Source organism: Enterobacter sp. GER_MD16_1505_Eko_090 (assembly GCF_003331015.1).
GTDB lineage: Bacteria > Pseudomonadota > Gammaproteobacteria > Enterobacterales > Enterobacteriaceae > Enterobacter > Enterobacter roggenkampii.
On record NZ_PUQF01000019.1, the window covers coordinates 19,684 to 41,700 of the forward strand.

Here is a 22,017-nt window from a genome sequence, read left to right on the forward strand (position 1 = left end):
CACCTGAAGCAAGAAGTAATAAGCCTGCTAATTATGCGCCTGGGTTATGATTGCCGCAATGAGGGGGAGCTTTTAAAGCTAAAACAGGATGCGACCCTGAGGATCGCATCCTGAAAATCAATAGCGGGACGGCGTGCCTTTTGGCCGCGTTTTAAAGCGGCGGTGCAACCACATGTACTGCTCGGGTGCGAGCATGATGCATTTCTCTACGATACCGTTCATCCAGCGCGCGGTGGTTTCTGCATCGTCAAGCGGCGGCGCGAGTTCCGGTTCCAGCATCATCAACTCGTAGCCCGAACCGTCAGGCTTGCGGCGGGGAACAAAGGGTACGATGGCGGCTTTGGACATCCGCGCCAGCATCCAGGTGCCGGTAGTTGTGGCGGCCTCTTCAACGGCGAAGAAGGGGACAAAAACGCTGGCCTGTGGGCCATAGTCGTGGTCGGGGGCATACCAGACCACTTCGCCGGATTTCAGCGCACGGATCATTCCCTTCAGATCTTTACGGTCGATCATGCTTTTGTTGGAGCGCATGCGGCCGTTGGTCTGGATTAAATCGATGACCGGGTTATCGTTAGGGCGATAAACGCCAATGCCGGGCGCCTGCATGCCGAACATACGCGCCCCGATTTCCAGCGTCAGAAAATGGACGCCGATCAGCAGAACGCCCGTCTGGTTGGCCTGAAGCGTATGTACAGGATCCATGCCGGTTCCCGTTACCTCGCTCCAGCGGGCCATGCGTTTGTCCGGCCAGAACCACGCCATGCCGGTTTCCATAAGGCCCATCCCAACGGATTCGAAGTTCTTCGCGACCATATTGTGACGCTCTGAGTCGCTCATCTGCGGAAAACACAGCTCAAGGTTGCGGTACGCGATTCTGGCGCGACGCTTCATAAACAGTTGTGCGAATCGGCCCAGAAATTTACCCAACCGAAAAATAACAGGGTAGGGAAGCTGTACCAGAAGCCATAAAAAGCCGATGCCAAGCCAGGTCAACCAATAGCGGGGATGCAAAAGGGCGGCAGTAAATTTTGGTAACTGGGTCATGTCTTTCCTGTGTTCAAACGTCCTGTTTCGCTAGTGTCTCATTTTTTGAGGCGTAGCCAAAATATCTGCTTTCGAAGCGTGCACGAATACAGCAATTGTTAATCCTGATTAATCAGGGTGTGTGAAATGTAGCGTAAATTGTGTGGATGTAAATTGGTTTTGTTTGCTATATGATGCCGACCGATTTTTCATTCTCTCTAACGACTCCAGGACTGTACACCATGCCAGTGTTACACAACCGCGTTTCGAACGAGATGTTAAAAGCGCGTATGTTGGCTGAAACCGAACCGCGCACAACCATCTCATTCTATAAATACTTCACGATCGACGATCCGCAGGCGACCCGAGATGCGCTTTATCAGGCGTTCACGGCGCTGAACGTCTTCGGCCGCGTCTACCTTGCCCGTGAAGGCATCAACGCGCAGATTAGCGTACCGGAAAGCAAAGTCAGCGCCTTCCGCGACGTACTTTATCAATTTGACCCGGCCCTTAACGGCTTACGCCTGAACATTGCCCTGGATGATGACGGGAAATCCTTCTGGGTGCTGCGCATGAAGGTGCGTGAACGCATCGTGGCGGACGGTATCGACGATCCGGAGTTTAACCCGGCGGACGTCGGTGAATATCTGAAGGCGGCGGAAGTGAATGCGATGCTGGACGATCCGGATGCCGTGTTCATCGATATGCGTAACCACTATGAGTATGAAGTGGGGCATTTCGAGAATGCGATGGAGATTCCGGCTGATACCTTCCGCGAGCAGTTGCCGAAAGCGGTTGAGATGATGCAGGAGCATAAAGATAAAAAGATCGTTATGTACTGCACCGGCGGTATCCGCTGTGAGAAAGCCAGCGCGTGGATGAAGCACAACGGCTTCAATAAAGTCTGGCACATTGAAGGCGGCATTATTGAGTACGCTCGCCGCGCCCGTGAACAGGGGCTGCCGGTACGCTTTATCGGGAAAAACTTTGTCTTTGACGAGCGTATGGGTGAACGTATTTCGGATGACGTCATCGCCCAGTGCCACCAGTGCGGCGCGCCGTGCGATACCCACACCAACTGCAAAAACGACGGTTGTCATCTGCTGTTCATTCAGTGCCCGGCCTGTGCCGAGAAGTTTAACGGTTGCTGTAGCGAGCTGTGCAGTGAAGAGAGCATCCTGCCGGAAGAAGAGCAGCGTCGCCGTCGCGCAGGACGTGAAAACGGCAACAAGATTTTCAATAAATCTCGCGGTCGTCTGAATACCAAACTGGGTATCCCTGACCCGGAATGATAATAACGCCCGGCACGGCAAAAGCCTGCCGGGCGACGTTATTATGATTTCTGCTGTACACCTTCAACGGATATAATCAGCTCCACGTCCTGAGACGCCGGGCCTAAATCCGTTGTGATATTAAAATCTTTCAGGTGAATTTTCCCTGCCGCTTCGAAGCCTGCGCGTTTACCGCCCCACGGATCGTCACCCTGGCCCAGTAATTTCGCATCAAGCGTAACCGGTTTGGTTACGCCGTTAAGCGTCAGGTTGCCGGTAATATTCAGCTTATCACCCTCTTTCTTCACCTCAGTAGAAGTGAAGGTCGCCTGCGGGAATTTCGCGACGTTGAGGAATTCCCCACTGCGCAGGTGTTTATCGCGCTCTGCGTGGTTCGTGTCGACGCTGTTCGTATTAATGGTCACATTGACTTTATCGGCTGCGGGATTTTTTTCGTCAAAGGTGAATGTGCCGTCAAAATCCTTAAAGGTGCCGTACAGCCAGCTATATCCCAGGTGCTGAATACGGAAATTGACGAAAGCGTGCTGGCCCTCTTTATCTATTTTATAATCCGCCGCCACGGCGGAGCCGGCGGTGAATAACAGAGAACCCAGTGCGATACCCAGCAGGTGTTTTTTCATTTTATGCTCCAGAGTCAACTGACGAGCGGCCAAGCATGCGCTTTAGCGTATCGTCTTTATCAATAAAATGGTGTTTGAGGGCGGCAAGCCCGTGCAGCACGGACAGAATCACCACGCTCCAGGCGAGCCAGAGGTGAACAACCCCCGCCGTGTCGGCCTGAACGCCGGCATCGCTAAGGGTTGCCGGAACCTCGAACAGGCCAAAAACGTTAATCGGCTTACCGTCAGCCGTCGAAATGAGATAGCCGCTAATCAGGATGGCAAACAGCAGCGCATAAAGGGCAATATGCGCGGCGACTGCACTGACGCGGGTAAATTTGCTGTGAGTCTTTTGCGCGGCGGGCGGCGGGGAAATGTGCCGCCAGATCACGCGGAAAACCAGCCCCAGCATCAGCAGGACACCAATGCTTTTATGCAACTCCGGCGCCTGGTGATACCAGCCATCGTAATAGCTGAGCGTGACCATCCAGAGTCCAAGTCCAAACATACCGTAGACGGCAAGAGCAAATATCCAGTGCAAACCTATGGATATTATTCCGTAGCGCCGGGAGGAGTTACGCCATTGCATCAGAATGTCCATTTTCAAATTAACCGGAAAGTAAAAATGAACGGGAAGGCGGGATATTGCAACTGAAATAATTGTCTATTGATTTTTATTTTGTTTATTTCAGCAATTTTGAAAAGGATCGCTAGCGCTAATTCAATCTCTTCGTGCAAGATGAAATTATGAGTTTCAATAAAGATAAATTAACGTCAATTATTGTCAGTAAGGCTTTTCAGTAAAATACAATGTAAACAAAATCAATAATGGCCAGCAGCGCCCACAATAAGAGATAGAGCATAAAATGCTCGCGAATATTATTCATCAGAAAGCTAACGATCTTGCGCATAAAGCCCCAACATGCGGTGTGAATGAAGCGGGCCCCGTGACCTCCGGAGCCCGTGCGGATTATCCGTTAAAACGCGAGAGGGAGAAGGGCGTCAGATCAAACTGCGGCGCAATGCCCTGGGCAAACTGCGCGGCGATTTCACCCAGCACGGAAGCAAACTTAAAGCCGTGGCCGCTCAGTCCGGTGATGAGCAGGGTGTTGTCATGCCCCGGCAGTGTATCAATGATAAAGTCTTCATCCGGCGTATTGTCGTAGGTACAGGCCGCGCCATACAGCAAGCCGCCAATGCCCGGAAGAATAGTGCGCAGGAACGAGAAGGCCTCTGAACCATCCTGTGGGAAGGCGCCGAAAGGTTTACGCTCTTCAGGGGAGGAGATCGCCTGGCCGCCGTTGTGTTTACCGATTTTCAGCGCGTCTTTTTCTGACGGGAAGCCGTAGAACTGGTCCCCGTTGGGTAATTCGCCGGTGAAGGCCGGGAATTTATTCTGGGCGCTGTAACGACCATCCGACTGGAACCAGGAGAAGACCTTGCGCACCGGCTGGATCGGCAGATCGGGCAGCAGGCGGGTAACCCAGGTACCTGCGCTGACCAGCAGGCGGGACGCTGAATAATCGCCGTCAATAGTGGTGACCGTGACGCCATTATCATCATGGGTGATGGCCTCTACCGGACAGTTGAACAGCTGCGCGCAGCCTGCCTTCGCAGCAAGCTCGATCCATGTTTTGATCGCCGTTTCGCAATGGAGCACCCCAGAGTGGGCTTCAAAGAGGCCAATATAATCGTCCGGGACGGTAATTTCGGGCCAGCGTGCGGTAATGCCCGTCGCATCCAGCTTCTCAACGTCCAGATTAAACGCTTTCGCGCTGCGTTCGACGCCAGCGAGAAACGCAGAATGTGCCGGACCCAGGTTGATGACGCCCGTACGCTCGAAAATACGATCTTCGGTCTGTTTCGCCAGTTCATCCCACAGCGTCTGGGCGCGAAGCACCAGCGGAACGTAGCGTTCACCTTCACCGTACGCATGGCGGATGAGGCGGGTATCGCCGTGATGGCTGCCTTCCGCATGAGGAGGCAGATGGCTATCGATCATCAGAACCTTCAGACCAGCCTGTGTTGCGTAATAGCCTGCGGCAGATCCTACGGAGCCGCTGCCAATAATGATTAAGTCGTATCTCATATGCATCTCATAAACTGATGTTTTGTTAGCAGAGTAATTAACAACGCGGGGTTAGACAAGGGAGAAATAAATAAGGCACCGCGAGGGTGCCTGTAGAGAGAAAAGTGGGCATAAGCTTAGTGCCGTTTATACTCATTTTCCTGGTAGTCGCCAGATTCTATTTTTGCAATACCTGCTTCTAAAATAGAAATAAACTGACGGGCGACGTCTGTTGTTAGCCACAGCGTCTGTCCAACTTCCGCTTCTTCACGGTTGAGTTGATTTGGGGTCTGGTAGTGCAAACGCAGCATCAGCGCATCGTAGCTATCTACGGTACTGATATCCCAGCCAACGAGTGGATGGGTCTGGATGACTTCACTATTCTTTTCCATTATAACCCCCTTAATGCGTGTTAGAAGACAACGGCTTTGAGGTTCAATGCATGTTTTTCTGAAAGCAACTTCAGTATACCAAGTAATAAGGGTTCCGAAGGGAAAAATAAACAGGTGGCAACACATTTTTCTGCTTTTTAGGATTGTTCGAACAATAAAACACCATCTCGTTCACGATTTTTAAAGAAGATGCCGAATTAATTTGAACTTACGGGATTTTAGGCAAAAAAAAGCCGGGGCGACCCGGCAAAAAACACAATGAGGGAGCAGTGTTAATCCGTGATGAACCAGTCGTCAGCGCTTTCCCACGTTTCCTGCAGGATTTCGCTGATGCGATCTTTGTCTTCTTTTGCGGCACCAATAACGGAAAGGTTGTTTGCCGCGGCGTAACGCACCGTGACGGCACCTGCGTTGTCAGGAAAGGTATTGTTAATACGACGGGATAATTCGCCTGCCAGTGCATCAAGCGCGCCGGCAGGCAGAACGGTAGTTTTGGCTATGGTGACTTCAATACGCATAAATGCCCCCTGTGTAATATACTGTTTATTTATACAGGTATATTGTCAGTTTGACAACAAGGGGCATTGATTTTTTAACGTTTTACCGTCCAGCTTACGGTTTCACCCGCCAGGAATGGGATCAGCGTGTCATCCGTCAGGGCAATGGACTCCTCAACGTGGCTCGCTTTACGCTCCAGTTCGATGAAGGTGTCATTGACCGGCAGGCCGTAGAAGCGCGGGCCGTTAAGAGAGCAGAATGCTTCGAAATGTTCCAGAGCGTTCATCTCTTCAAATACAGTTGCGTAGCTGGCAAGCGCCGTTGGGGCGTTGAAGCAGCCTGCACAGCCGCAGCTTGCCTCTTTACGATGGCGGGCGTGAGGCGCGGAATCGGTACCGAGGAACGCGCGGGAGAACCCGCTGGCGACCAGCTCACGCAGCGCCTGCTGGTGGATGTTGCGCTTGAGGATAGGCAGACAGTAGAGGTGAGGGCGCACCCCGCCCACCAGCATGTGGTTACGGTTAAACATCAGGTGTTGTGGCGTAATGGTGGCGGCGATGAGATCGTTGCCGTCACGCACGTACTCTGCCGCGTCTTTGGTGGTGATATGCTCAAAGACCACCTTCAGCGCGGGCAGGCGCTGGCGCAGAGGCTCCATCACGGTCTCGATAAAACGGGCTTCACGGTCGAAGATGTCAATGTCAGCATGCGTCACTTCACCGTGAACCAGCAGCGGCATACCCAGTTTCTGCATGCGTTCCAGAACCGGCATGATGGCATCAATGCTGGTGACGCCGTGGCTGGAGTTGGTGGTGGCATTTGCCGGGTAGAGTTTCGCTGCCGTAAACACGCCTTCGTTAAAGCCGCGCTCCACTTCGTTCGGATCCAGTGAATCGGTCAGGTAGCAGGTCATCAACGGGGTAAAATCGTGTCCCGCAGGAACGGCGTCGAGGATGCGCTGGCGATAGGCTATCGCGGCATCGACGGTGGTGACTGGTGGCACCAGGTTAGGCATGACAATCGCGCGGCCATAAATTTCGCTGGTATAAGGCACGACGGTTTTCAGCATATCACCATCACGCAGATGAATATGCCAGTCGTCAGGGCGGCGGATTTTAAGAACCTGGGGTTGTGCAGTCATGGAAGCTCCGGCTTGTCAGGAATCAGTCATAAGGATGGCTGTTTTTGCCGGACACAAATCATAAGCGGAAACGTTTTCGTTTGCACACTTTTCCGTGAAAAAAAAGGGCGCCGCAGCGCCCTTCAGATTAATCGGTGAAAGGAATGATAATTTCGCCCGGTTTCACCTCTATGCCTTTTGCATATTTTTTCGCCAGAGCTTCACCCTTGCTTTTGTCTTCGCTTAAGACGTACGCGGGCTGCTGGTTAAAGTAATTCCGCAGCGACTGATTCAGATAGGGCATCAGGGTTTGCAGAACCGGCGCCATCTTGTCCGGAGACACCTTCGCGTCGACCACTTCCATCTCCTGCAGGAAAATCGCCCCTTTCTCTTTGTTGAAAACAGGCAGTGCCTTCAGCTTGAGCTTGATGTTGGCTTTCTGATTGCCAAAGAGGGAGGACATATCGAGGTCCGCATCACCGGCCAGGGTGACTTTGTTTGGCTCTTCACGTCCGATTTGACTGGTGAGGTTTGTGAGCACGATATGCGCATCGGCAAGACCCGGTACGCCAATGTCTTTCGAGAAATTGTTATGTTTTTCCAGCGCCTGATTAATTTCCTGTTCACTGACGGTGTATTGCGTGAGCTGGTTACAGCCAACCAGCAGGCCGCTGACAATCAATGCCGCGGCTAAGACAATTTTCTTCATAGTGTTCCTCAACGAAAAATCGGCGCTTCTGTCCTGTTACGCCAGTATGTCAGCGTGAATGGGCAGAAACCAGCAGAAAAAACTGAGAAGTGGGGCGGGAAGGGCTCCCGCCCGAGGGAAAGGCTACGCGCCAGGCTCGAGCATGCCGCTCGCGCTGCGTTTCTGGCTGAACTGCCACCACAGGGCGAGTAGCGTCATAAAGCCCACCACGCCCAGCATCATCCACGGAAGTTCAGGTTGATTTAACGCTTTGCCAGCATCAAACAACCAGCCGCCGCCGGCGTAACCTAATGCCCCGCCAAGCGCCAGCCCCAGTCGGCTGAACCCCATATAGCTGCCGCGTGCACGCGCATCCGCAAGCGAGGCGCTTAGCGTTTCGCGGGCAGGCTCGGCGATGATCGAGCCAATATAGAACGTGCAAATCAACGTAAACAGCTGCTGGAGCGTGTTCACCAGGCCGATCGGCATCATGCTCAGCGTCATCAGGAACAGTCCGGCCATCAGGCGATGCTCCAGGCGAAAACGCCGCTCGCTCCAGCGGGCAATCGGATAGAGGAGCGTTAACGACAGGCAGGCTTCGATGGCGTACATCCATTTCACCGCCGCAGGGGTACCGGCAATGTCGTTAACCATGATCGGCAGCATCAGCATGACCTGCACGGCCAGCATGTAATATCCCGTCAGGGTCAACACATAGGTGACAAAACGTCTGTCGCGCAGGACGCGGCCCAGCCCTTCGCGAACCGGCGCTTTCACCGTTGACAGTTTCCACGCCGGCAGGAACAGGCCATTAAACAGCGCGCACAGCATAAAGAGCACCGCCCCAGCCGCGCAGACCAGACGGAAATCATACTGCAGCAGCCAGCTTCCCAGCAGGGCGCCGATAACCGCCCCGGCACTGTCCTGCATCATCAGAATCGAGAAGAAACGGCCGCGGTGCTGCGGGCGAATCAGCTTTACCACCAGCGCGGTGCGTGGCGGATCGAACAGCGTGCCCCCGATACCGGAGAGGAAACAGGAGAACCAGAGCAGCCAGGGCTCCTGGGCGACCGCCATCGTGGCAAACCCTGCCGCGCGCAGCAGCATACCGGTGACGATCATCGGTTTCGCGCCAAAGCGGTCGGCGATAGCCCCGCCAAAGACGCCCAGGCCCTGCTGGACAAACTGGCGTAGCCCCAGGGCAATGCCGACCATTAATGCCGCCCAGCCCATCTGATCGACAAAGCGGATCGAAATAAGCGGAAAAACGACAAAAAAGCCGAGCACGACCAGCATGTTATCGACGAGCAGGAAATATTTACCCAGGCTCCTGGCCTGTGATACGCGGGACATTTTCCCTCCAGGGAAAATAAGATGGTGAGCACGCTAACATTCTGCGGTGTCGCCGCGTTTTTTCCCACCCCTGCACGTGACAATATTTTTTTATCAAAAGGGTGCTTTGATAGAGAGTTCTCATCGAAAAATGTGAAAAGAGGTGAAAATGGTATGTCACTGTTTTCACAGACGGCGCAGGCGCAGGTATAGTAAAGCTAATGGGCAAGCTGAAGTGACGGGAAGGAGTGGTATCGATGTTTGGCTATCGCAGTAATGTGCCAAAAGTGCGTCTGACAACGGACAGGCTGGTCGTTCGTCTGGTGCATGAGCGTGATGCCTGGCGTCTGGCGGATTATTACGCCGAGAATCGCCAGTTTTTAAAACCCTGGGAACCCGTTCGGGATGAGAGCCATTGTTACCCTTCCGGCTGGCAGGCGCGCCTCAGCATGATTACGGAATTTCACAAGCAGGGCAGCGCGTTTTATTTCGCGCTGCTGGATCCTGAAGAGAAAGAGATTATCGGGATCGCCAATTTTTCAAACGTGGTGCGGGGATCGTTTCACGCCTGCTATCTGGGCTACTCCATCGGCCAGAAGTGGCAGGGGCAGGGGCTGATGTACGAGGCGCTGACGGTAGCGATCCGCTATATGCAACGCACCCAGCACATTCATCGCATTATGGCGAACTATATGCCGCATAACCAGCGCAGCGGAAATCTGCTGGCGCGTTTAGGGTTCGAGAAAGAGGGTTACGCCAAAGACTATCTGCTGATAGACGGAGAGTGGCGCGACCACGTTCTGACGGCATTAACCACCCGGGACTGGACTGCAGGTCGTTAAGGAGAAAAGATGAAGTATCAGCTAAACGGTACAGAAGCGCGCGTGATTGGGTGCTTACTCGAAAAACAGGTCACCACGCCGGAGCAGTATCCGCTGTCCGTCAACGCCGTGACCATGGCCTGCAACCAGAAGACCAACCACGAGCCGGTGATGAACCTCAGCGAGCATGAGGTTCAGGACGTGCTGGATGCGCTGGTCAAACGCCACTATCTGCGCACCGTCAGCGGCTTCGGCAACCGCGTGACCAAATACGAACAGCGCTTCTGTAACTCCGAATTTGGTGACCTGAAGCTGAGCAGTGCGGAAGTGGCGGTCATCACCACGCTGTTGCTGCGCGGGGCGCAAACGCCGGGAGAACTGCGCACGCGCGCTTCCCGTATGCATGAGTTCAGCGATATGCAGGAGGTCGAGCAGACCCTCGAAGGGCTGGCCGCGCGTGAAGACGGTCCTTACGTGGTGCGTCTGGCGCGCGAGCCGGGCAAGCGTGAAAGCCGCTATATGCACCTGTTCAGCGGTGACGTTGATAGTTCAGTTAAATCCAGCGCAACTGACATAACGGCCGTAGATGATGATTTGGTTGCCCGCGTAGCGGCGCTGGAAGACGAGGTCGCCGGGCTGAAACAGCGTCTGGATGCCCTGCTGGCACATTTGGGAGACTGACGGTGAAAAAATTACGCATTGGCGTAGTAGGGCTGGGCGGTATTGCACAAAAAGCCTGGCTGCCGGTTCTGGGGGCAGCGACGGACTGGACGCTGCAAGGGGCATGGTCACCCACGCGCGAGAAGGCCGAGAGGATCTGCGAAACCTGGCGTATGCCGTATGCGGCGTCGCTTCAGGATCTGGCCCGCGAGTGCGATGCGGTCTTTGTGCATACCTCAACGTCTACCCACTATCAGGTCGTGAGCGAACTGCTCAATGCGGGCGTTCACGTTTGCGTGGATAAACCGCTGGCGGAAAATGTTCCGGACGCGGAACGCCTGATTGAACTGGCGGCGCGTAAAAAACTGACGCTGATGGTCGGCTTCAACCGCCGCTTCGCGCCCCTTTACCAGCAGCTTAAGGCACAGTCGGGCACGCTTGCCTCGCTGCGGATGGATAAACACCGCACGGACAGCATCGGGCCAAACGATCTGCGCTTCACGCTGCTGGATGATTATCTCCACGTTGTGGATACGGCGCTGTGGCTCGCCGGTAGCAACGCGCAGCTGCAAAGTGGCACGCTGCTCACGAACGAGCAGGGTGAAATGGTCTACGCAGAACACCATTTCGCGATTGACCATCTGCAGATCACGACCAGCATGCATCGTCGTGCCGGCAGCCAGCGAGAATGCGTCCAGGCCGTCACCGACGGGGCGTTGTACGACATTACCGACATGCGTGAATGGCGGGAAGAGAAGGGCAGCGGCGTGGTGACGCTCCCCGCGCCTGGCTGGCAGAGCACGCTTGAACAGCGCGGTTTTGCCGGCTGTGCCCGCCACTTCATCACCTGCGTGCAAAATCAGACGGTTCCTGAAACGTCCGGCGAGCAGGCCATCATGGCGCAGCGCATTGTGGAAAGGCTCTGGCGCGAGGCCATGAGTGAATAACTCGCTGTAACATCTGCGGATAGTAATTCGTTGAAATCCGGGTAGACTAAGCGCCGCTTGTAGGCTTTGCCGGGTGGCGCTTACGCTTGCCCGTCCTGGAAATCCGTATGGTTCTGGAAATTCACGTTAATGAACTTATTAAAATCGCTGGCGGCCGTCAGCTCGATGACCATGTTTTCCCGCGTGCTGGGTTTTGCGCGCGACGCCATTGTGGCAAGGGTATTTGGTGCAGGGATGGCCACGGACGCCTTTTTCGTCGCGTTCAAATTACCGAACCTGCTGCGTCGTATTTTTGCGGAGGGGGCGTTTTCTCAGGCATTCGTCCCGATCCTGGCGGAATATAAAAGCAAGCAGGGCGAGGACGCCACGCGCGTCTTTGTGTCTTATGTCTCCGGCCTGCTGACGCTGGCGCTGGCGGTGGTGACCGTCCTCGGGATGCTGGCCGCGCCCTGGGTGATTATGGTGACCGCGCCCGGCTTTGCCGATACGGCCGACAAGTTTGCCCTGACCTCGCAGCTGTTGCGCATTACTTTCCCCTATATTCTGCTGATCTCGCTGGCCTCGCTGGTGGGGGCGATCCTCAATACCTGGAACCGCTTCTCTGTACCGGCGTTTGCGCCGACGTTTCTTAACGTCAGCATGATCGGCTTTGCCCTGTTCGCCGCCCCGCACTTCAACCCGCCGGTGCTGGCGCTGGCCTGGGCGGTCACCGTCGGCGGCGTGCTGCAGCTGGCGTATCAGCTGCCGCACCTGAAAAAAATCGGCATGCTGGTGCTGCCGCGCATCAACTTCAAAGATGCCGGGGCGATGCGCGTCATCAAGCAGATGGGGCCCGCCATTCTCGGCGTCTCCGTCAGCCAGATCTCGCTGATTATCAACACCATCTTTGCCTCGTTCCTGGTGTCCGGCTCGGTTTCCTGGATGTACTATGCCGACCGCCTGATGGAGTTTCCGTCCGGGGTGCTGGGCGTGGCGCTGGGGACCATCCTGCTGCCGTCGCTGTCGAAAAGTTTTGCCAGCGGCAATCATGATGAGTATTGCCGCCTGATGGACTGGGGCCTGCGTCTCTGCTTCCTGCTGGCCCTGCCAAGCGCGGTGGCGCTGGGTCTTCTGGCCAAACCGCTGACGGTGTCGCTCTTCCAGTACGGGAAATTCACCGCCTTCGATGCCGCCATGACCCAGCGCGCGCTGATTGCCTACTCGGTGGGACTGATGGGGCTGATCGTGGTGAAAGTGCTGGCGCCGGGCTTTTACTCGCGTCAGGACATCAAAACGCCGGTAAAAATTGCCATCGTGACGCTGATTATGACGCAGCTGATGAACCTGGCGTTTATTGGTCCGCTGAAACATGCCGGCCTGTCATTATCGATTGGTCTCGCGGCCTGTCTGAATGCCGGGCTGCTGTACTGGCAGCTGCGCAAGCAGGATATTTTCACGCCGCAGCCGGGGTGGGGCAGTTTCCTGGTGCGTCTGATCGTTGCGGTATTGGTGATGTCTGCCGCGCTGCTTGGCATGATGCACGTGATGCCGGAGTGGTCCCTGGGCACGATGCCTTATCGTCTGATGCGCCTGATGGCCGTGGTGTGCGTTGGTGTGGTGGCGTACTTTGCCACGCTCGCGGTGCTGGGTTTCAAAGTCAAAGAGTTTGCCCGCCGGACGGCATAAACGCCAAAAGGGGAGTTCACCTCATGGTGCTCCCCACTGCATGATGAGTCGCTTATGCGTCAAATCGAAATCTTTTTCACACCTGCAATACGCGCCGTCGCCGTCTGACCATCCGCACCGTACAGTCCGGTTTCTTTATGCGGTTTCAACACCTCAAGCGCCTGCTGATTACGCTCAATCTGCCCTTCCAGTAGCCAGCCGTTATGCTGGTTAAGATCGCGCAGGTGCTGAGTTTTTTCGGTAATGGTCTGCCAGCGCTCAATAATATCGTCATTGGCGCTGCGCTTAGGATCTTGCTCAGCGCGTCGCTGCTGCTCCAGATAATCCAGCGTTGCCAGAAGCGAACTTTTGTCTTCAGTAATACGCTGCAGCGCGCTGCCGTTGATGTGACCGGAAGAGAGATGCTGCTGTTCAGCGTCCATTACCGTTTTCAGGTCGTTCAGGACAACCGTCATTTGATCCAGTATTTCTGACAGTCGACTCATACGGTTAGTTACTCTGTAAGAAACTCTGTGCTTCCTGAATCAGGGCGTCAGCGATCTTGCTGGTATCCATTTTCAGCTCACCGTTACGAATAGCCGTTTTCAGCGCTTCAACACGTTCCATATTGATATCGTTGCTGCCCGGCTGCATCAGTTTTGCCTGCGCGTCGCTCAGGGTCACGCTGGTGCTGTTGGACGTTGACGGTTTCTCCAGACGCGTTTTCTGCGCCGTTGCGTCATTCGTTTCGCGAGGTTGTACAGCGCTTACCGGCTTCAGGGCTGATGTACGATCAATGCTCATAGTGTTGTCCTCATCGAGGGTTCGCGGCGTTTGCGCCTGACATCATCATTAGTGGAATATTTATCGGCACGCGCCGCGAAATCTTTAAAAAGATTATAGGTTAATCAGAATATTCCCATCAGCATCGACGGTTCCGCTCACCACCTGGCCTGAGGACATTCTGACGCGGGCGTTTTGCGCCACCGCGGCATTGTTCAACGCTTTCCCTTCACTGTTGATGCTAAAGCCATCTCCGTTGGCCACCACCATCACCTGTTGGCCTGCTTTTACCCGCCATGCCTGACGCAGCATGGAGATCTGTATCGGCTGGCCTGGCGCGACGTCGCGCAGGCTGACGGCGTCCTGTGCCTGGTTGATATCCAGCATGGTGCGTGGCGGCAGCTGATCCAGACGGCCGCGCTTCAAGGTCAAGCTGTTTGTCTGCAGTACGCTGCCGCGCGCAATGGGCACGGCGGCGACAACATAATTGCCCGTCGCCTGAACGGCAACCTGTAAATAGCGTTTTTCGTTGGCGCAGCGTGCCAGCACGTTCACATTCCCCCAGAGCTTTGTGAACCCTACCACGCTGAAGGACGGCTGGTCGCACGTCGGGTACAGATTCGGTGGCGTGCGCACGGTAACGGTCACGTCATCGCTAAAGCCTGCCAGTTTTTCGGCAAAAAAAGCCGTTAGCCGATCCTGTAACCCATCAGCCTGCGCCAGAGGGCTTAACAGCAAGAGCGCCGCCACCAGACCACGTTTTAACGTTTGCATCGCAAGTTCCACCGTTTCCAGAGTTGAACGAATTCTACCTGCAGTGGTTTTGCATCAACGGAATAAATAGCGACGCATTTTGCGCTTATTCCGTCGATAGGGGAGACCGGGTGAGATTTAAGCTGTGAACTGAAATTTTGCCATCAGCGGAGGAGACATGCTCGATAAACTCGACGCCGCGTTACGTTTTCAGCAGGAAGCGCTCAACTTACGCGCCCAGCGGCAGGAGATTTTAGCCGCCAATATCGCTAACGCCGATACCCCGGGGTATCAGGCGCGCGATATTGATTTTTCCAGTGAACTCAAAAAGGTGATGGAGCGTGGACGTGCCGAAGGAACGGGTGTTGCACTTGCCATGACATCCTCTCGCCATATTCCTGCTCAGGCGATGACCGCGCCAGCGACTGATTTACTTTATCGCATTCCCGATCAGCCCTCACTCGACGGTAACACCGTGGATATGGACCGGGAGCGTACCCAGTTTGCCGACAACAGCCTGAAATACCAGACGGGCCTGACCGTACTCGGCGGACAAATCAAAGGCATGATGAACGTCCTGCAGGGGGGGAACTGATAGATGGCCTTGCTGAATATTTTTGATATCGCCGGTTCGGCGTTAACCGCACAGTCCAAGCGCCTGAACGTGGCCGCCAGTAACCTGGCGAACGCCGACAGCGTCACCGGACCCGACGGCCAGCCTTATCGTGCCAAACAGGTTGTCTTTCAGGTCGATGCTGCACCAGGCGCGGCGACGGGCGGCGTGAAGGTCTCGGATGTGGTGGAGAGCCAGGCCCCGGACAGGCTGGTGTATGAGCCGGGTAACCCACTGGCGGATGCCAGCGGATACGTGAAGATGCCAAACGTGGATGTGGTGGGTGAGATGGTGAACTCCATGTCGGCTTCCCGTAGCTACCAGGCCAACGTCGAAGTGCTTAATACCGTGAAGAGCATGATGCTCAAAACACTCACTCTCGGCCAGTAAAGGAGACATGCATGTCCATCGCCGTAAATGTGAATGATCCGACGAACTCGGGTGTTAACAACACAAAGAGTACGACGGGTTCTAACTCCCTGACGGGGAGTAACGCCGCCGATCTTCAGGGCAGCTTTCTGACGCTGCTGGTGGCGCAGCTTAAGAACCAGGATCCCACTAACCCGATGCAGAACAACGAACTGACCACGCAGCTTGCGCAGATCAGCACCGTTAGCGGCATTGAGAAACTCAACACCACCCTTGGTTCCGTCTCTGGACAGATTAATAGCGCCCAGTCTCTGCAGGCGGCAAGCCTGATTGGCCACGGGGTGATGATCCCGGGAACCACGATTCTGGCAGGCACCAGCACTACCGACGGTACATCGACCACCACCACTACGCCGTTCGGCGTTGAATTGCAGCAGGCGGCTGACAAAGTGACGGCGACGATCACCGACTCAACCGGCGCCGTGGTTCGCACCATCGACATCGGCGAGCTGAAGGCGGGCGTTCACACCTTTACCTGGGACGGCAGCCTGACCGACGGCACGAAAGCACCAAACGGTGCTTACAAAGTCGCGATCAGCGCCAGCAACGGGACGACCCAGCTGGTGGCGCAGCCGCTGCAGTTCGCGCTGGTCCAGGGCGTGATTAAAGGAAGCGACGGCAACAAACTGGATTTGGGAACCTCTGGTTCCACCACACTCGACGAAGTTCGGCAGATTATCTAAGCCTTAACACTTATCAGGAGTAAGTCATGGCCTTTTCTCAAGCGGTCAGCGGCCTGAATGCTGCGGCCACCAACCTGGACGTCATTGGCAACAACATCGCCAACTCCGCGACCTATGGTTTTAAATCCGGTTCTGCTTCCTTTGCAGACATGTTTGCCGGTTCCAAAGTCGGCCTGGGCGTGAAAGTTGCGGGCATCACGCAGGACTTTAGCGACGGCACCACCACCAACACCGGTCGTGGCCTGGACGTTGCCATCAGCCAGAACGGTTTCTTCCGTATGGTCGACTCCAACGGCTCTGTATTCTACAGCCGTAACGGCCAGTTCAAGCTGGATGAAAACCGTAACCTGGTGAACATGCAGGGGATGCAGTTAACGGGGTATCCGGTTGCCGGGACGCCATCAACGGTTCAGACCGGGGCGAACCCACAGGTCATTAATATCCCAACCACGTTAATGGCCGCGAAGTCCACCACCACGGCTTCCCAGCAGATTAACCTGAATTCCACCGATACCGCGCCGACCACCGCCTTTGATCCGGCTAACCCGGACACGTACAACAAAAAAGGTACGGTGACCGTCTTTGATAGCCAGGGTAATGCGCACAACATGAACCTGTTTTATGTCAAAGATGCGACCCCGGCTAACTCCTGGAAAGTGTATGCCCAGGACGGTAGCGTCGCAGGCAGCACGGCGGCACTGGCCACCACGCTGACCTTCGATAATAACGGTACGCTGACCGGTGGTGGAAATATCAACATCACTACCGCGACCATCCCAGGTGCGACGCCAGCGACCTTCGCCATGAGTTTTGCTAACTCCATGCAGCAGAACACCGGTGCGAACAATATCGTCGCGACCAGCCAGAATGGTTTTAAACCAGGCGACCTGGTGAGCTACCAAATCAATGACGACGGCACTGTGGTCGGTAACTATTCCAACGAACAGACCCAGGTTCTGGGCCAGATCGTGCTGGCAAACTTCGCCAACAACGAAGGTCTGAAATCGGAAGGCGACAACGTCTGGTCTGCCACCCAGTCCTCCGGCGTGGCGCTGCTGGGTACTGCCGGAAGCGGTAACTTCGGCACGCTGACCAACGGTGCGCTGGAAGCCTCTAACGTCGATCTGAGTAAAGAGCTGGTGAACATGATCGTCGCGCAGCGTAATTATCAGTCGAACGCGCAGACCATCAAAACCCAGGACCAGATCCTCAACACGCTGGTTAACCTGCGTTAAGCGGCTAACAGGAAAGCGCAATGGATCACGCAATATATACCGCGATGGGCGCGGCAAGTCAGACGCTCAATCAGCAGGCCGTTACCGCCAGCAACCTTGCAAACGCCTCAACGCCGGGCTTTCGCGCGCAGCTTAATGCGCTGCGCGCGGTGCCGGTAGAAGGGCTTTCCCTGCCGACCCGTACGCTGGTGACGGCATCAACCCCTGGCGCCGATATGACGCCAGGGCAGATGGATTACACCTCACGCCCGCTGGACGTGGCTCTGCAGCAGGACGGCTGGCTGGCGGTGCAAACGGCGGACGGTAGCGAAGGCTATACCCGTAACGGGAACATCCAGGTGAGCGCGACGGGCCAGCTGACGATTCAGGGGCATCCGGTGATGGGGGAAGCGGGTCCGCTGACCGTACCAGAAGGTTCTGAGCTGACTATCGCTGCGGACGGCACCATTTCGGCGCTCAACCCGGGCGACCCGGCCAATACCGTTGCGCCCGTCGGTCGTCTGAAGCTGGTCAAGGCGGAAGGCAAAGAGGTGCAGCGTGGCGACGACGGTATGTTCCGTCTGACCCAGGCGGCGCAGGCGACGCGGGGTGCCACCTTACAGGCCGATCCGAGCATCCGCGTGATGTCCGGTGTTCTGGAAGGCAGTAACGTCAAGCCGGTCGAAGCCATGACCGACATGATCGCCAGCGCCCGTCGTTTTGAAATGCAGATGAAGATCATCAGCAGCGTCGATGAAAACGCGGGCAAGGCTAACCAACTTCTGGCTATGAGTTAACAGGATTCCTTATGATCAGTTCTTTATGGATCGCGAAAACTGGCCTGGACGCCCAGCAAACCAATATGGACGTGATTGCCAACAACCTGGCAAACGTGAGCACCAATGGTTTCAAGCGTCAGCGCGCCGTTTTCGAAGATTTGCTTTATCAAACCATCCGTCAGCCGGGCGCGCAGTCTTCTGAACAGACGACGCTGCCATCGGGCCTGCAGATCGGTACCGGTGTTCGTCCGGTGGCGACCGAGCGTCTGCACAGCCAGGGCAACCTGTCTCAGACCAACAACAGCAAAGACGTGGCGATCAAAGGCCAGGGCTTCTTCCAGGTGCAGCTGCCTGACGGGACTTCTGCCTACACCCGCGACGGCTCGTTCCAGGTCGATCAGAACGGCCAGCTGGTGACGGCGGGCGGTTTCCAGGTTCAGCCTGCGATTACCATCCCGGCGAACGCCCTGAGCATTACCATCGGACGTGACGGTGTGGTCAGCGTAACCCAGCAGGGGCAGGCTGCGCCGGTTCAGGTTGGGCAGCTCAACCTGACCACCTTCATGAACGATACCGGTCTGGAAAGCATTGGTGAGAACCTCTACACCGAGACGCAATCCTCCGGTACGCCAAATGAGAGCACCCCGGGCCTGAACGGCGCGGGCCTGCTGTATCAGGGCTATGTTGAAACCTCCAACGTGAACGTGGCGGAAGAGCTGGTGAATATGATCCAGGTTCAGCGCGCGTATGAAATTAACAGTAAAGCAGTGTCGACGACCGACCAGATGCTGCAGAAACTGACGCAACTCTAAGGTGTAGCCCGGTGCGGTAAACGCCGCGCCGGCTCCCTGTTTTCGAAGATGAAGGCAATGCAAAAAAACGCGGCGTTTCGTTATCCGATTCTGACTGTTCTGGCCGTCACCCTCAGCGGGTGTGCCTGGATCCCGTCTAAACCTTTGGTCCAGGGTGCGACGACTGCCCAACCCGTTCCTGGCCCTGCGCCAGTAGTCAACGGCTCCATTTTCCAGACCGCGCAGCCGATTAATTACGGCTATCAGCCGCTGTTTGAAGATCGCCGCCCGCGTAACGTCGGCGATACATTGACCATTGTGCTGCAGGAAAACGTCAGCGCGAGCAAGAGCTCGTCGGCGAACGCCAGCCGTGATGGCAAAACGAATTTTGGCTTCGATACCGTCCCGCGCTACCTGCAGGGACTGTTCGGCAACGCGCGTGCTGATGTCGATGCCTCTGGCGGCAACACCTTTAACGGTAAAGGTGGCGCGAACGCCAGCAACACCTTCAGCGGCACGCTGACGGTCACGGTTGACCAGGTACTGGTTAACGGCAACTTACACGTTGTGGGTGAAAAACAGATCGCCATCAACCAGGGCACTGAATTCATTCGCTTCTCGGGCGTGGTTAACCCTCGCACCATCAGCGGCACCAACACCGTTCCGTCCACCCAGGTGGCGGATGCGCGCATTGAGTACGTCGGTAACGGCTACATTAATGAAGCGCAAAATATGGGTTGGCTGCAGCGCTTCTTCCTTAACTTATCGCCGATGTAAGCGAGGTGACCCATGTTTAAATCGATCTTCGCCGTGGCGCTCGCGCTGGTGGCTACCTTTGCCCAGGCTGACCGTATTCGCGATCTCACCAGCGTACAGGGCGTGCGTGAAAACTCGCTGATTGGCTATGGCCTGGTGGTGGGGCTGGACGGTACCGGTGACCAGACGACCCAGACCCCCTTTACCACCCAAAGTCTGAACAACATGCTTTCCCAGCTCGGCATTACCGTGCCGGCGGGAACTAACATGCAGCTGAAAAACGTGGCGGCAGTAATGGTCACCGCATCCTACCCGGCGTTTGCGCGTCAGGGACAGACCATTGACGTGGTAGTCTCCTCAATGGGTAACGCCAAAAGCCTGCGCGGCGGTACGCTGCTGATGACTCCGCTGAAAGGCGTCGACAGCCAGGTTTATGCGCTGGCGCAGGGAAACATTCTGGTCGGCGGTGCGGGTGCATCCGCAGGCGGAAGCAGCGTGCAGGTAAACCAGCTCAACGGCGGACGGATTACCAACGGGGCGATCATTGAGCGTGAACTGCCGACCCAGTTTGGCGCGGGCAACACCATTAACCTGCAGCTCAATAATGAAGACTTCACGATGGCGCAGCAGATTGCCGATACCATCAACCGCAGCCGTGGCTACGGTAATGCCACGGCACTCGATGCGCGCACCGTGCAGATCCGTACCTCCACCGGCAGCAGCAACCAGGTGCGCATGCTGGCCGATATCCAGAATATGGAAGTGAACGTTCCGGTCCAGGATGCGAAGGTGATCATCAACTCCCGTACCGGCTCGGTGGTGATGAACCGGGAAGTGTCGCTCGACAGCTGTGCCGTAGCGCAGGGGAACCTGTCGGTGACGGTGAACCGCTCCGCTAACGTCAGCCAGCCGGACACGCCGTTTGGCGGTGGTCAGACGGTGGTAACCCCGCAAACGCAGATTGATTTACGTCAGAGCGGTGGGTCTTTACAGAGCGTGCGATCAAGCGCCAACCTGAACAGCGTGGTGCGCGCCCTGAACGCCCTGGGCGCAACGCCGATGGATCTGATGTCCATCCTGCAATCGATGCAAAGCGCGGGCTGCCTGCGCGCCAAACTGGAAATCATTTAATGCTGACCGATAGCAAATTGTTGACCAGTGCAGCCTGGGACGCCCAGTCGCTCAACGAACTGAAAACCAAAGCAGGTAAAGACCCGGCGGCGAATATCCGCCCGGTCGCCCGCCAGGTGGAAGGGATGTTTGTACAGATGATGCTGAAGAGCATGCGTGAAACCTTGCCGAAAGACGGGATGTTCAGCAGTGATTCAACACGTCTCTACACCAGCATGTATGACCAGCAGATTGCGCAGCAGATGACCGCCGGGAAAGGCCTCGGTCTGGCTGACATGATTGTCAAGCAGACCGAAGCGGCGCAGGGCATTCAGCCTCAGGATCAGCCGCAGCAGGTACCGATGAAGTTCGACCTGGAAACGGTGACCAGCTATCAGAACCAGGCCCTGACGCAAATGGTGCGTAAAGCGATGCCGAAAGCCACGGGCAGCGGCGATGAGCCGCTCTCCGGTGACAGTAAAGACTTCCTGGCGCAGCTTTCTCTGCCTGCGCGCCTTGCCAGCGAACAAAGCGGCGTGCCGCATCACCTGATTCTGGCGCAGGCCGCGCTGGAGTCGGGCTGGGGTCAGCGCCAGATCCGCAAGGAAAACGGCGAGCCGAGCTTCAACATCTTCGGCGTGAAAGCCACCTCCAGCTGGAAGGGGCCAACAACGGAGATCACGACCACCGAATACGAGAACGGTGCGGCGGTTAAGGTGAAAGCCAAATTCCGCGTCTACAGCTCGTATCTGGAAGCCTTGTCCGATTATGTTGGCCTGCTGAGCCGAAATCCGCGCTATACCGCCGTGACGCAGGCGGCGACGGCGGAGCAGGGCGCTCAGGCGCTGCAAAACGCGGGCTACGCGACCGACCCGAACTATGCGCGTAAGCTCACCAGCATGATCCAGCAGCTGAAATCCATGGGCGAGAAGGTCAGCAAAGCCTATAGCACAGATATTGAAAATCTGTTCTGAAAGTTCTCAAGTCCCGGTGGAGGTTGCCGATAACCTTCATCAGGACTC

Annotated in this window: 27 protein-coding genes; 14 read left to right on the top strand and 13 right to left on the bottom strand. The window is 55.9% G+C overall.

What is annotated here, in order from left to right; translation table 11 throughout:
- Positions 1-117: 117 nt before the first annotated feature.
- Complete coding sequence (locus C6A40_RS19415; RefSeq protein WP_008500832.1) at positions 118-1,044, bottom strand: Kdo(2)-lipid IV(A) acyltransferase; 927 nt, start codon at positions 1,042-1,044, stop codon at positions 118-120.
- A 221-nt stretch (positions 1,045-1,265) separates the two neighbouring features.
- Here C6A40_RS19415 and trhO point away from each other — a divergent pair, with 221 nt between their 5' ends.
- Positions 1,266-2,315, top strand: a complete 1,050-nt coding sequence (gene trhO, locus C6A40_RS19420) for an oxygen-dependent tRNA uridine(34) hydroxylase TrhO (RefSeq protein WP_008500831.1) — start codon at positions 1,266-1,268, stop codon at positions 2,313-2,315.
- A gap of 41 nt (positions 2,316-2,356) precedes the next feature.
- On the opposite strand, the gene C6A40_RS19425 is transcribed toward trhO, so the two are convergent.
- The 9 genes from C6A40_RS19425 to mdtH form a co-directional block, all read right to left on the bottom strand.
- The gene (locus C6A40_RS19425) at positions 2,357-2,935 is read right to left on the bottom strand and encodes a YceI family protein (protein WP_008500830.1); all 579 of its coding nucleotides are present in this window, start codon (positions 2,933-2,935) and stop codon (positions 2,357-2,359) included.
- 1 nt (position 2,936) lies between these two features.
- A complete protein-coding gene (locus C6A40_RS19430) occupies positions 2,937-3,503 on the bottom strand; it encodes a cytochrome b (protein ID WP_021240777.1) in 567 nt (188 codons plus the stop codon).
- 208 nt (positions 3,504-3,711) lie between these two features.
- On the bottom strand, positions 3,712-3,825 hold the full coding sequence (locus C6A40_RS19435; protein WP_021240776.1) for a DUF2770 family protein: 114 nt from the start codon (positions 3,823-3,825) through the stop codon (positions 3,712-3,714).
- Between the two features lie 59 nt (positions 3,826-3,884).
- On the bottom strand, positions 3,885-5,003 hold the full coding sequence (gene solA / locus C6A40_RS19440) for an N-methyl-L-tryptophan oxidase (protein ID WP_008500828.1): 1,119 nt from the start codon (positions 5,001-5,003) through the stop codon (positions 3,885-3,887).
- 116 nt (positions 5,004-5,119) lie between these two features.
- The gene (gene bssS, locus C6A40_RS19445; protein ID WP_008500827.1) at positions 5,120-5,374 is read right to left on the bottom strand and encodes a biofilm formation regulator BssS; all 255 of its coding nucleotides are present in this window, start codon (positions 5,372-5,374) and stop codon (positions 5,120-5,122) included.
- 272 nt (positions 5,375-5,646) lie between these two features.
- On the bottom strand, positions 5,647-5,892 hold the full coding sequence (dinI, locus tag C6A40_RS19450) for a DNA damage-inducible protein I (protein WP_008500826.1): 246 nt from the start codon (positions 5,890-5,892) through the stop codon (positions 5,647-5,649).
- A gap of 74 nt (positions 5,893-5,966) precedes the next feature.
- Complete coding sequence (gene pyrC / locus C6A40_RS19455; protein WP_045334677.1) at positions 5,967-7,013, bottom strand: dihydroorotase; 1,047 nt, start codon at positions 7,011-7,013, stop codon at positions 5,967-5,969.
- Between the two features lie 127 nt (positions 7,014-7,140).
- Positions 7,141-7,701 carry a lipoprotein gene (locus tag C6A40_RS19460; protein ID WP_008500824.1) on the bottom strand — a complete coding sequence of 187 codons (561 nt, stop codon included), beginning with the start codon at positions 7,699-7,701 and terminating at the stop codon, positions 7,141-7,143.
- 123 nt (positions 7,702-7,824) lie between these two features.
- Positions 7,825-9,033 carry a multidrug efflux MFS transporter MdtH gene (gene mdtH, locus C6A40_RS19465; RefSeq protein WP_023292794.1) on the bottom strand — a complete coding sequence of 403 codons (1,209 nt, stop codon included), beginning with the start codon at positions 9,031-9,033 and terminating at the stop codon, positions 7,825-7,827.
- 236 nt (positions 9,034-9,269) lie between these two features.
- Between mdtH and rimJ the strand changes: the two genes are divergently transcribed.
- From rimJ to murJ, 4 genes are all read left to right on the top strand, one after another.
- The gene (rimJ, locus tag C6A40_RS19470) at positions 9,270-9,854 is read left to right on the top strand and encodes a ribosomal protein S5-alanine N-acetyltransferase (RefSeq protein WP_008500822.1); all 585 of its coding nucleotides are present in this window, start codon (positions 9,270-9,272) and stop codon (positions 9,852-9,854) included.
- 9 nt (positions 9,855-9,863) lie between these two features.
- Entirely contained in the window at positions 9,864-10,514 is a 651-nt protein-coding gene (locus C6A40_RS19475; RefSeq protein ID WP_114191370.1) for a YceH family protein, read from the top strand.
- Between the two features lie 2 nt (positions 10,515-10,516).
- Complete coding sequence (locus C6A40_RS19480; RefSeq protein WP_023327099.1) at positions 10,517-11,440, top strand: Gfo/Idh/MocA family protein; 924 nt, start codon at positions 10,517-10,519, stop codon at positions 11,438-11,440.
- A gap of 129 nt (positions 11,441-11,569) precedes the next feature.
- Positions 11,570-13,105, top strand: coding sequence for a murein biosynthesis integral membrane protein MurJ (gene murJ / locus C6A40_RS19485; protein ID WP_045334673.1), 1,536 nt, complete (start codon positions 11,570-11,572; stop codon positions 13,103-13,105).
- Between the two features lie 59 nt (positions 13,106-13,164).
- Here the strand turns inward: murJ and flgN are convergent, their stop codons facing one another.
- From flgN to flgA, 3 genes are all read right to left on the bottom strand, one after another.
- Positions 13,165-13,590, bottom strand: coding sequence for a flagella biosynthesis chaperone FlgN (gene flgN / locus C6A40_RS19490; RefSeq protein ID WP_008500818.1), 426 nt, complete (start codon positions 13,588-13,590; stop codon positions 13,165-13,167).
- A gap of 4 nt (positions 13,591-13,594) precedes the next feature.
- Positions 13,595-13,888: a flagellar biosynthesis anti-sigma factor FlgM gene (gene flgM, locus C6A40_RS19495; RefSeq protein ID WP_008500817.1), complete on the bottom strand. Its 294-nt coding sequence runs from the start codon at positions 13,886-13,888 to the stop codon at positions 13,595-13,597.
- Positions 13,889-13,981: 93 nt separating this feature from the next.
- Positions 13,982-14,641 (bottom strand): flagellar basal body P-ring formation chaperone FlgA, encoded by a 660-nt coding sequence (gene flgA, locus C6A40_RS19500; RefSeq protein ID WP_045334672.1) that lies wholly within the window; start codon positions 14,639-14,641, stop codon positions 13,982-13,984.
- Positions 14,642-14,798: 157 nt separating this feature from the next.
- Here flgA and flgB point away from each other — a divergent pair, with 157 nt between their 5' ends.
- The 9 genes from flgB to flgJ are packed head-to-tail and all read left to right on the top strand — an operon-like array spanning position 14,799 to position 21,969.
- Positions 14,799-15,215 carry a flagellar basal body rod protein FlgB gene (flgB, locus tag C6A40_RS19510; RefSeq protein ID WP_008500815.1) on the top strand — a complete coding sequence of 139 codons (417 nt, stop codon included), beginning with the start codon at positions 14,799-14,801 and terminating at the stop codon, positions 15,213-15,215.
- 3 nt (positions 15,216-15,218) lie between these two features.
- Positions 15,219-15,623 (top strand): flagellar basal body rod protein FlgC, encoded by a 405-nt coding sequence (gene flgC, locus C6A40_RS19515; protein ID WP_008500814.1) that lies wholly within the window; start codon positions 15,219-15,221, stop codon positions 15,621-15,623.
- Positions 15,624-15,634: 11 nt separating this feature from the next.
- Positions 15,635-16,345: a flagellar hook assembly protein FlgD gene (flgD, locus tag C6A40_RS19520; protein WP_023343755.1), complete on the top strand. Its 711-nt coding sequence runs from the start codon at positions 15,635-15,637 to the stop codon at positions 16,343-16,345.
- Between the two features lie 26 nt (positions 16,346-16,371).
- Complete coding sequence (gene flgE, locus C6A40_RS19525) at positions 16,372-17,580, top strand: flagellar hook protein FlgE (protein WP_008500812.1); 1,209 nt, start codon at positions 16,372-16,374, stop codon at positions 17,578-17,580.
- A 20-nt stretch (positions 17,581-17,600) separates the two neighbouring features.
- On the top strand, positions 17,601-18,356 hold the full coding sequence (locus tag C6A40_RS19530; RefSeq protein ID WP_008500811.1) for a flagellar basal body rod protein FlgF: 756 nt from the start codon (positions 17,601-17,603) through the stop codon (positions 18,354-18,356).
- 11 nt (positions 18,357-18,367) lie between these two features.
- The gene (flgG, locus tag C6A40_RS19535; RefSeq protein ID WP_008500810.1) at positions 18,368-19,150 is read left to right on the top strand and encodes a flagellar basal-body rod protein FlgG; all 783 of its coding nucleotides are present in this window, start codon (positions 18,368-18,370) and stop codon (positions 19,148-19,150) included.
- A 57-nt stretch (positions 19,151-19,207) separates the two neighbouring features.
- On the top strand, positions 19,208-19,906 hold the full coding sequence (flgH, locus tag C6A40_RS19540; RefSeq protein WP_008500809.1) for a flagellar basal body L-ring protein FlgH: 699 nt from the start codon (positions 19,208-19,210) through the stop codon (positions 19,904-19,906).
- A 12-nt stretch (positions 19,907-19,918) separates the two neighbouring features.
- Entirely contained in the window at positions 19,919-21,016 is a 1,098-nt protein-coding gene (locus C6A40_RS19545; protein WP_008500808.1) for a flagellar basal body P-ring protein FlgI, read from the top strand.
- Entirely contained in the window at positions 21,016-21,969 is a 954-nt protein-coding gene (flgJ, locus tag C6A40_RS19550) for a flagellar assembly peptidoglycan hydrolase FlgJ (RefSeq protein ID WP_021240767.1), read from the top strand. The genes C6A40_RS19545 and flgJ overlap by 1 nt, the downstream gene beginning before the upstream one ends.
- Positions 21,970-22,017 lie beyond the last annotated feature (48 nt).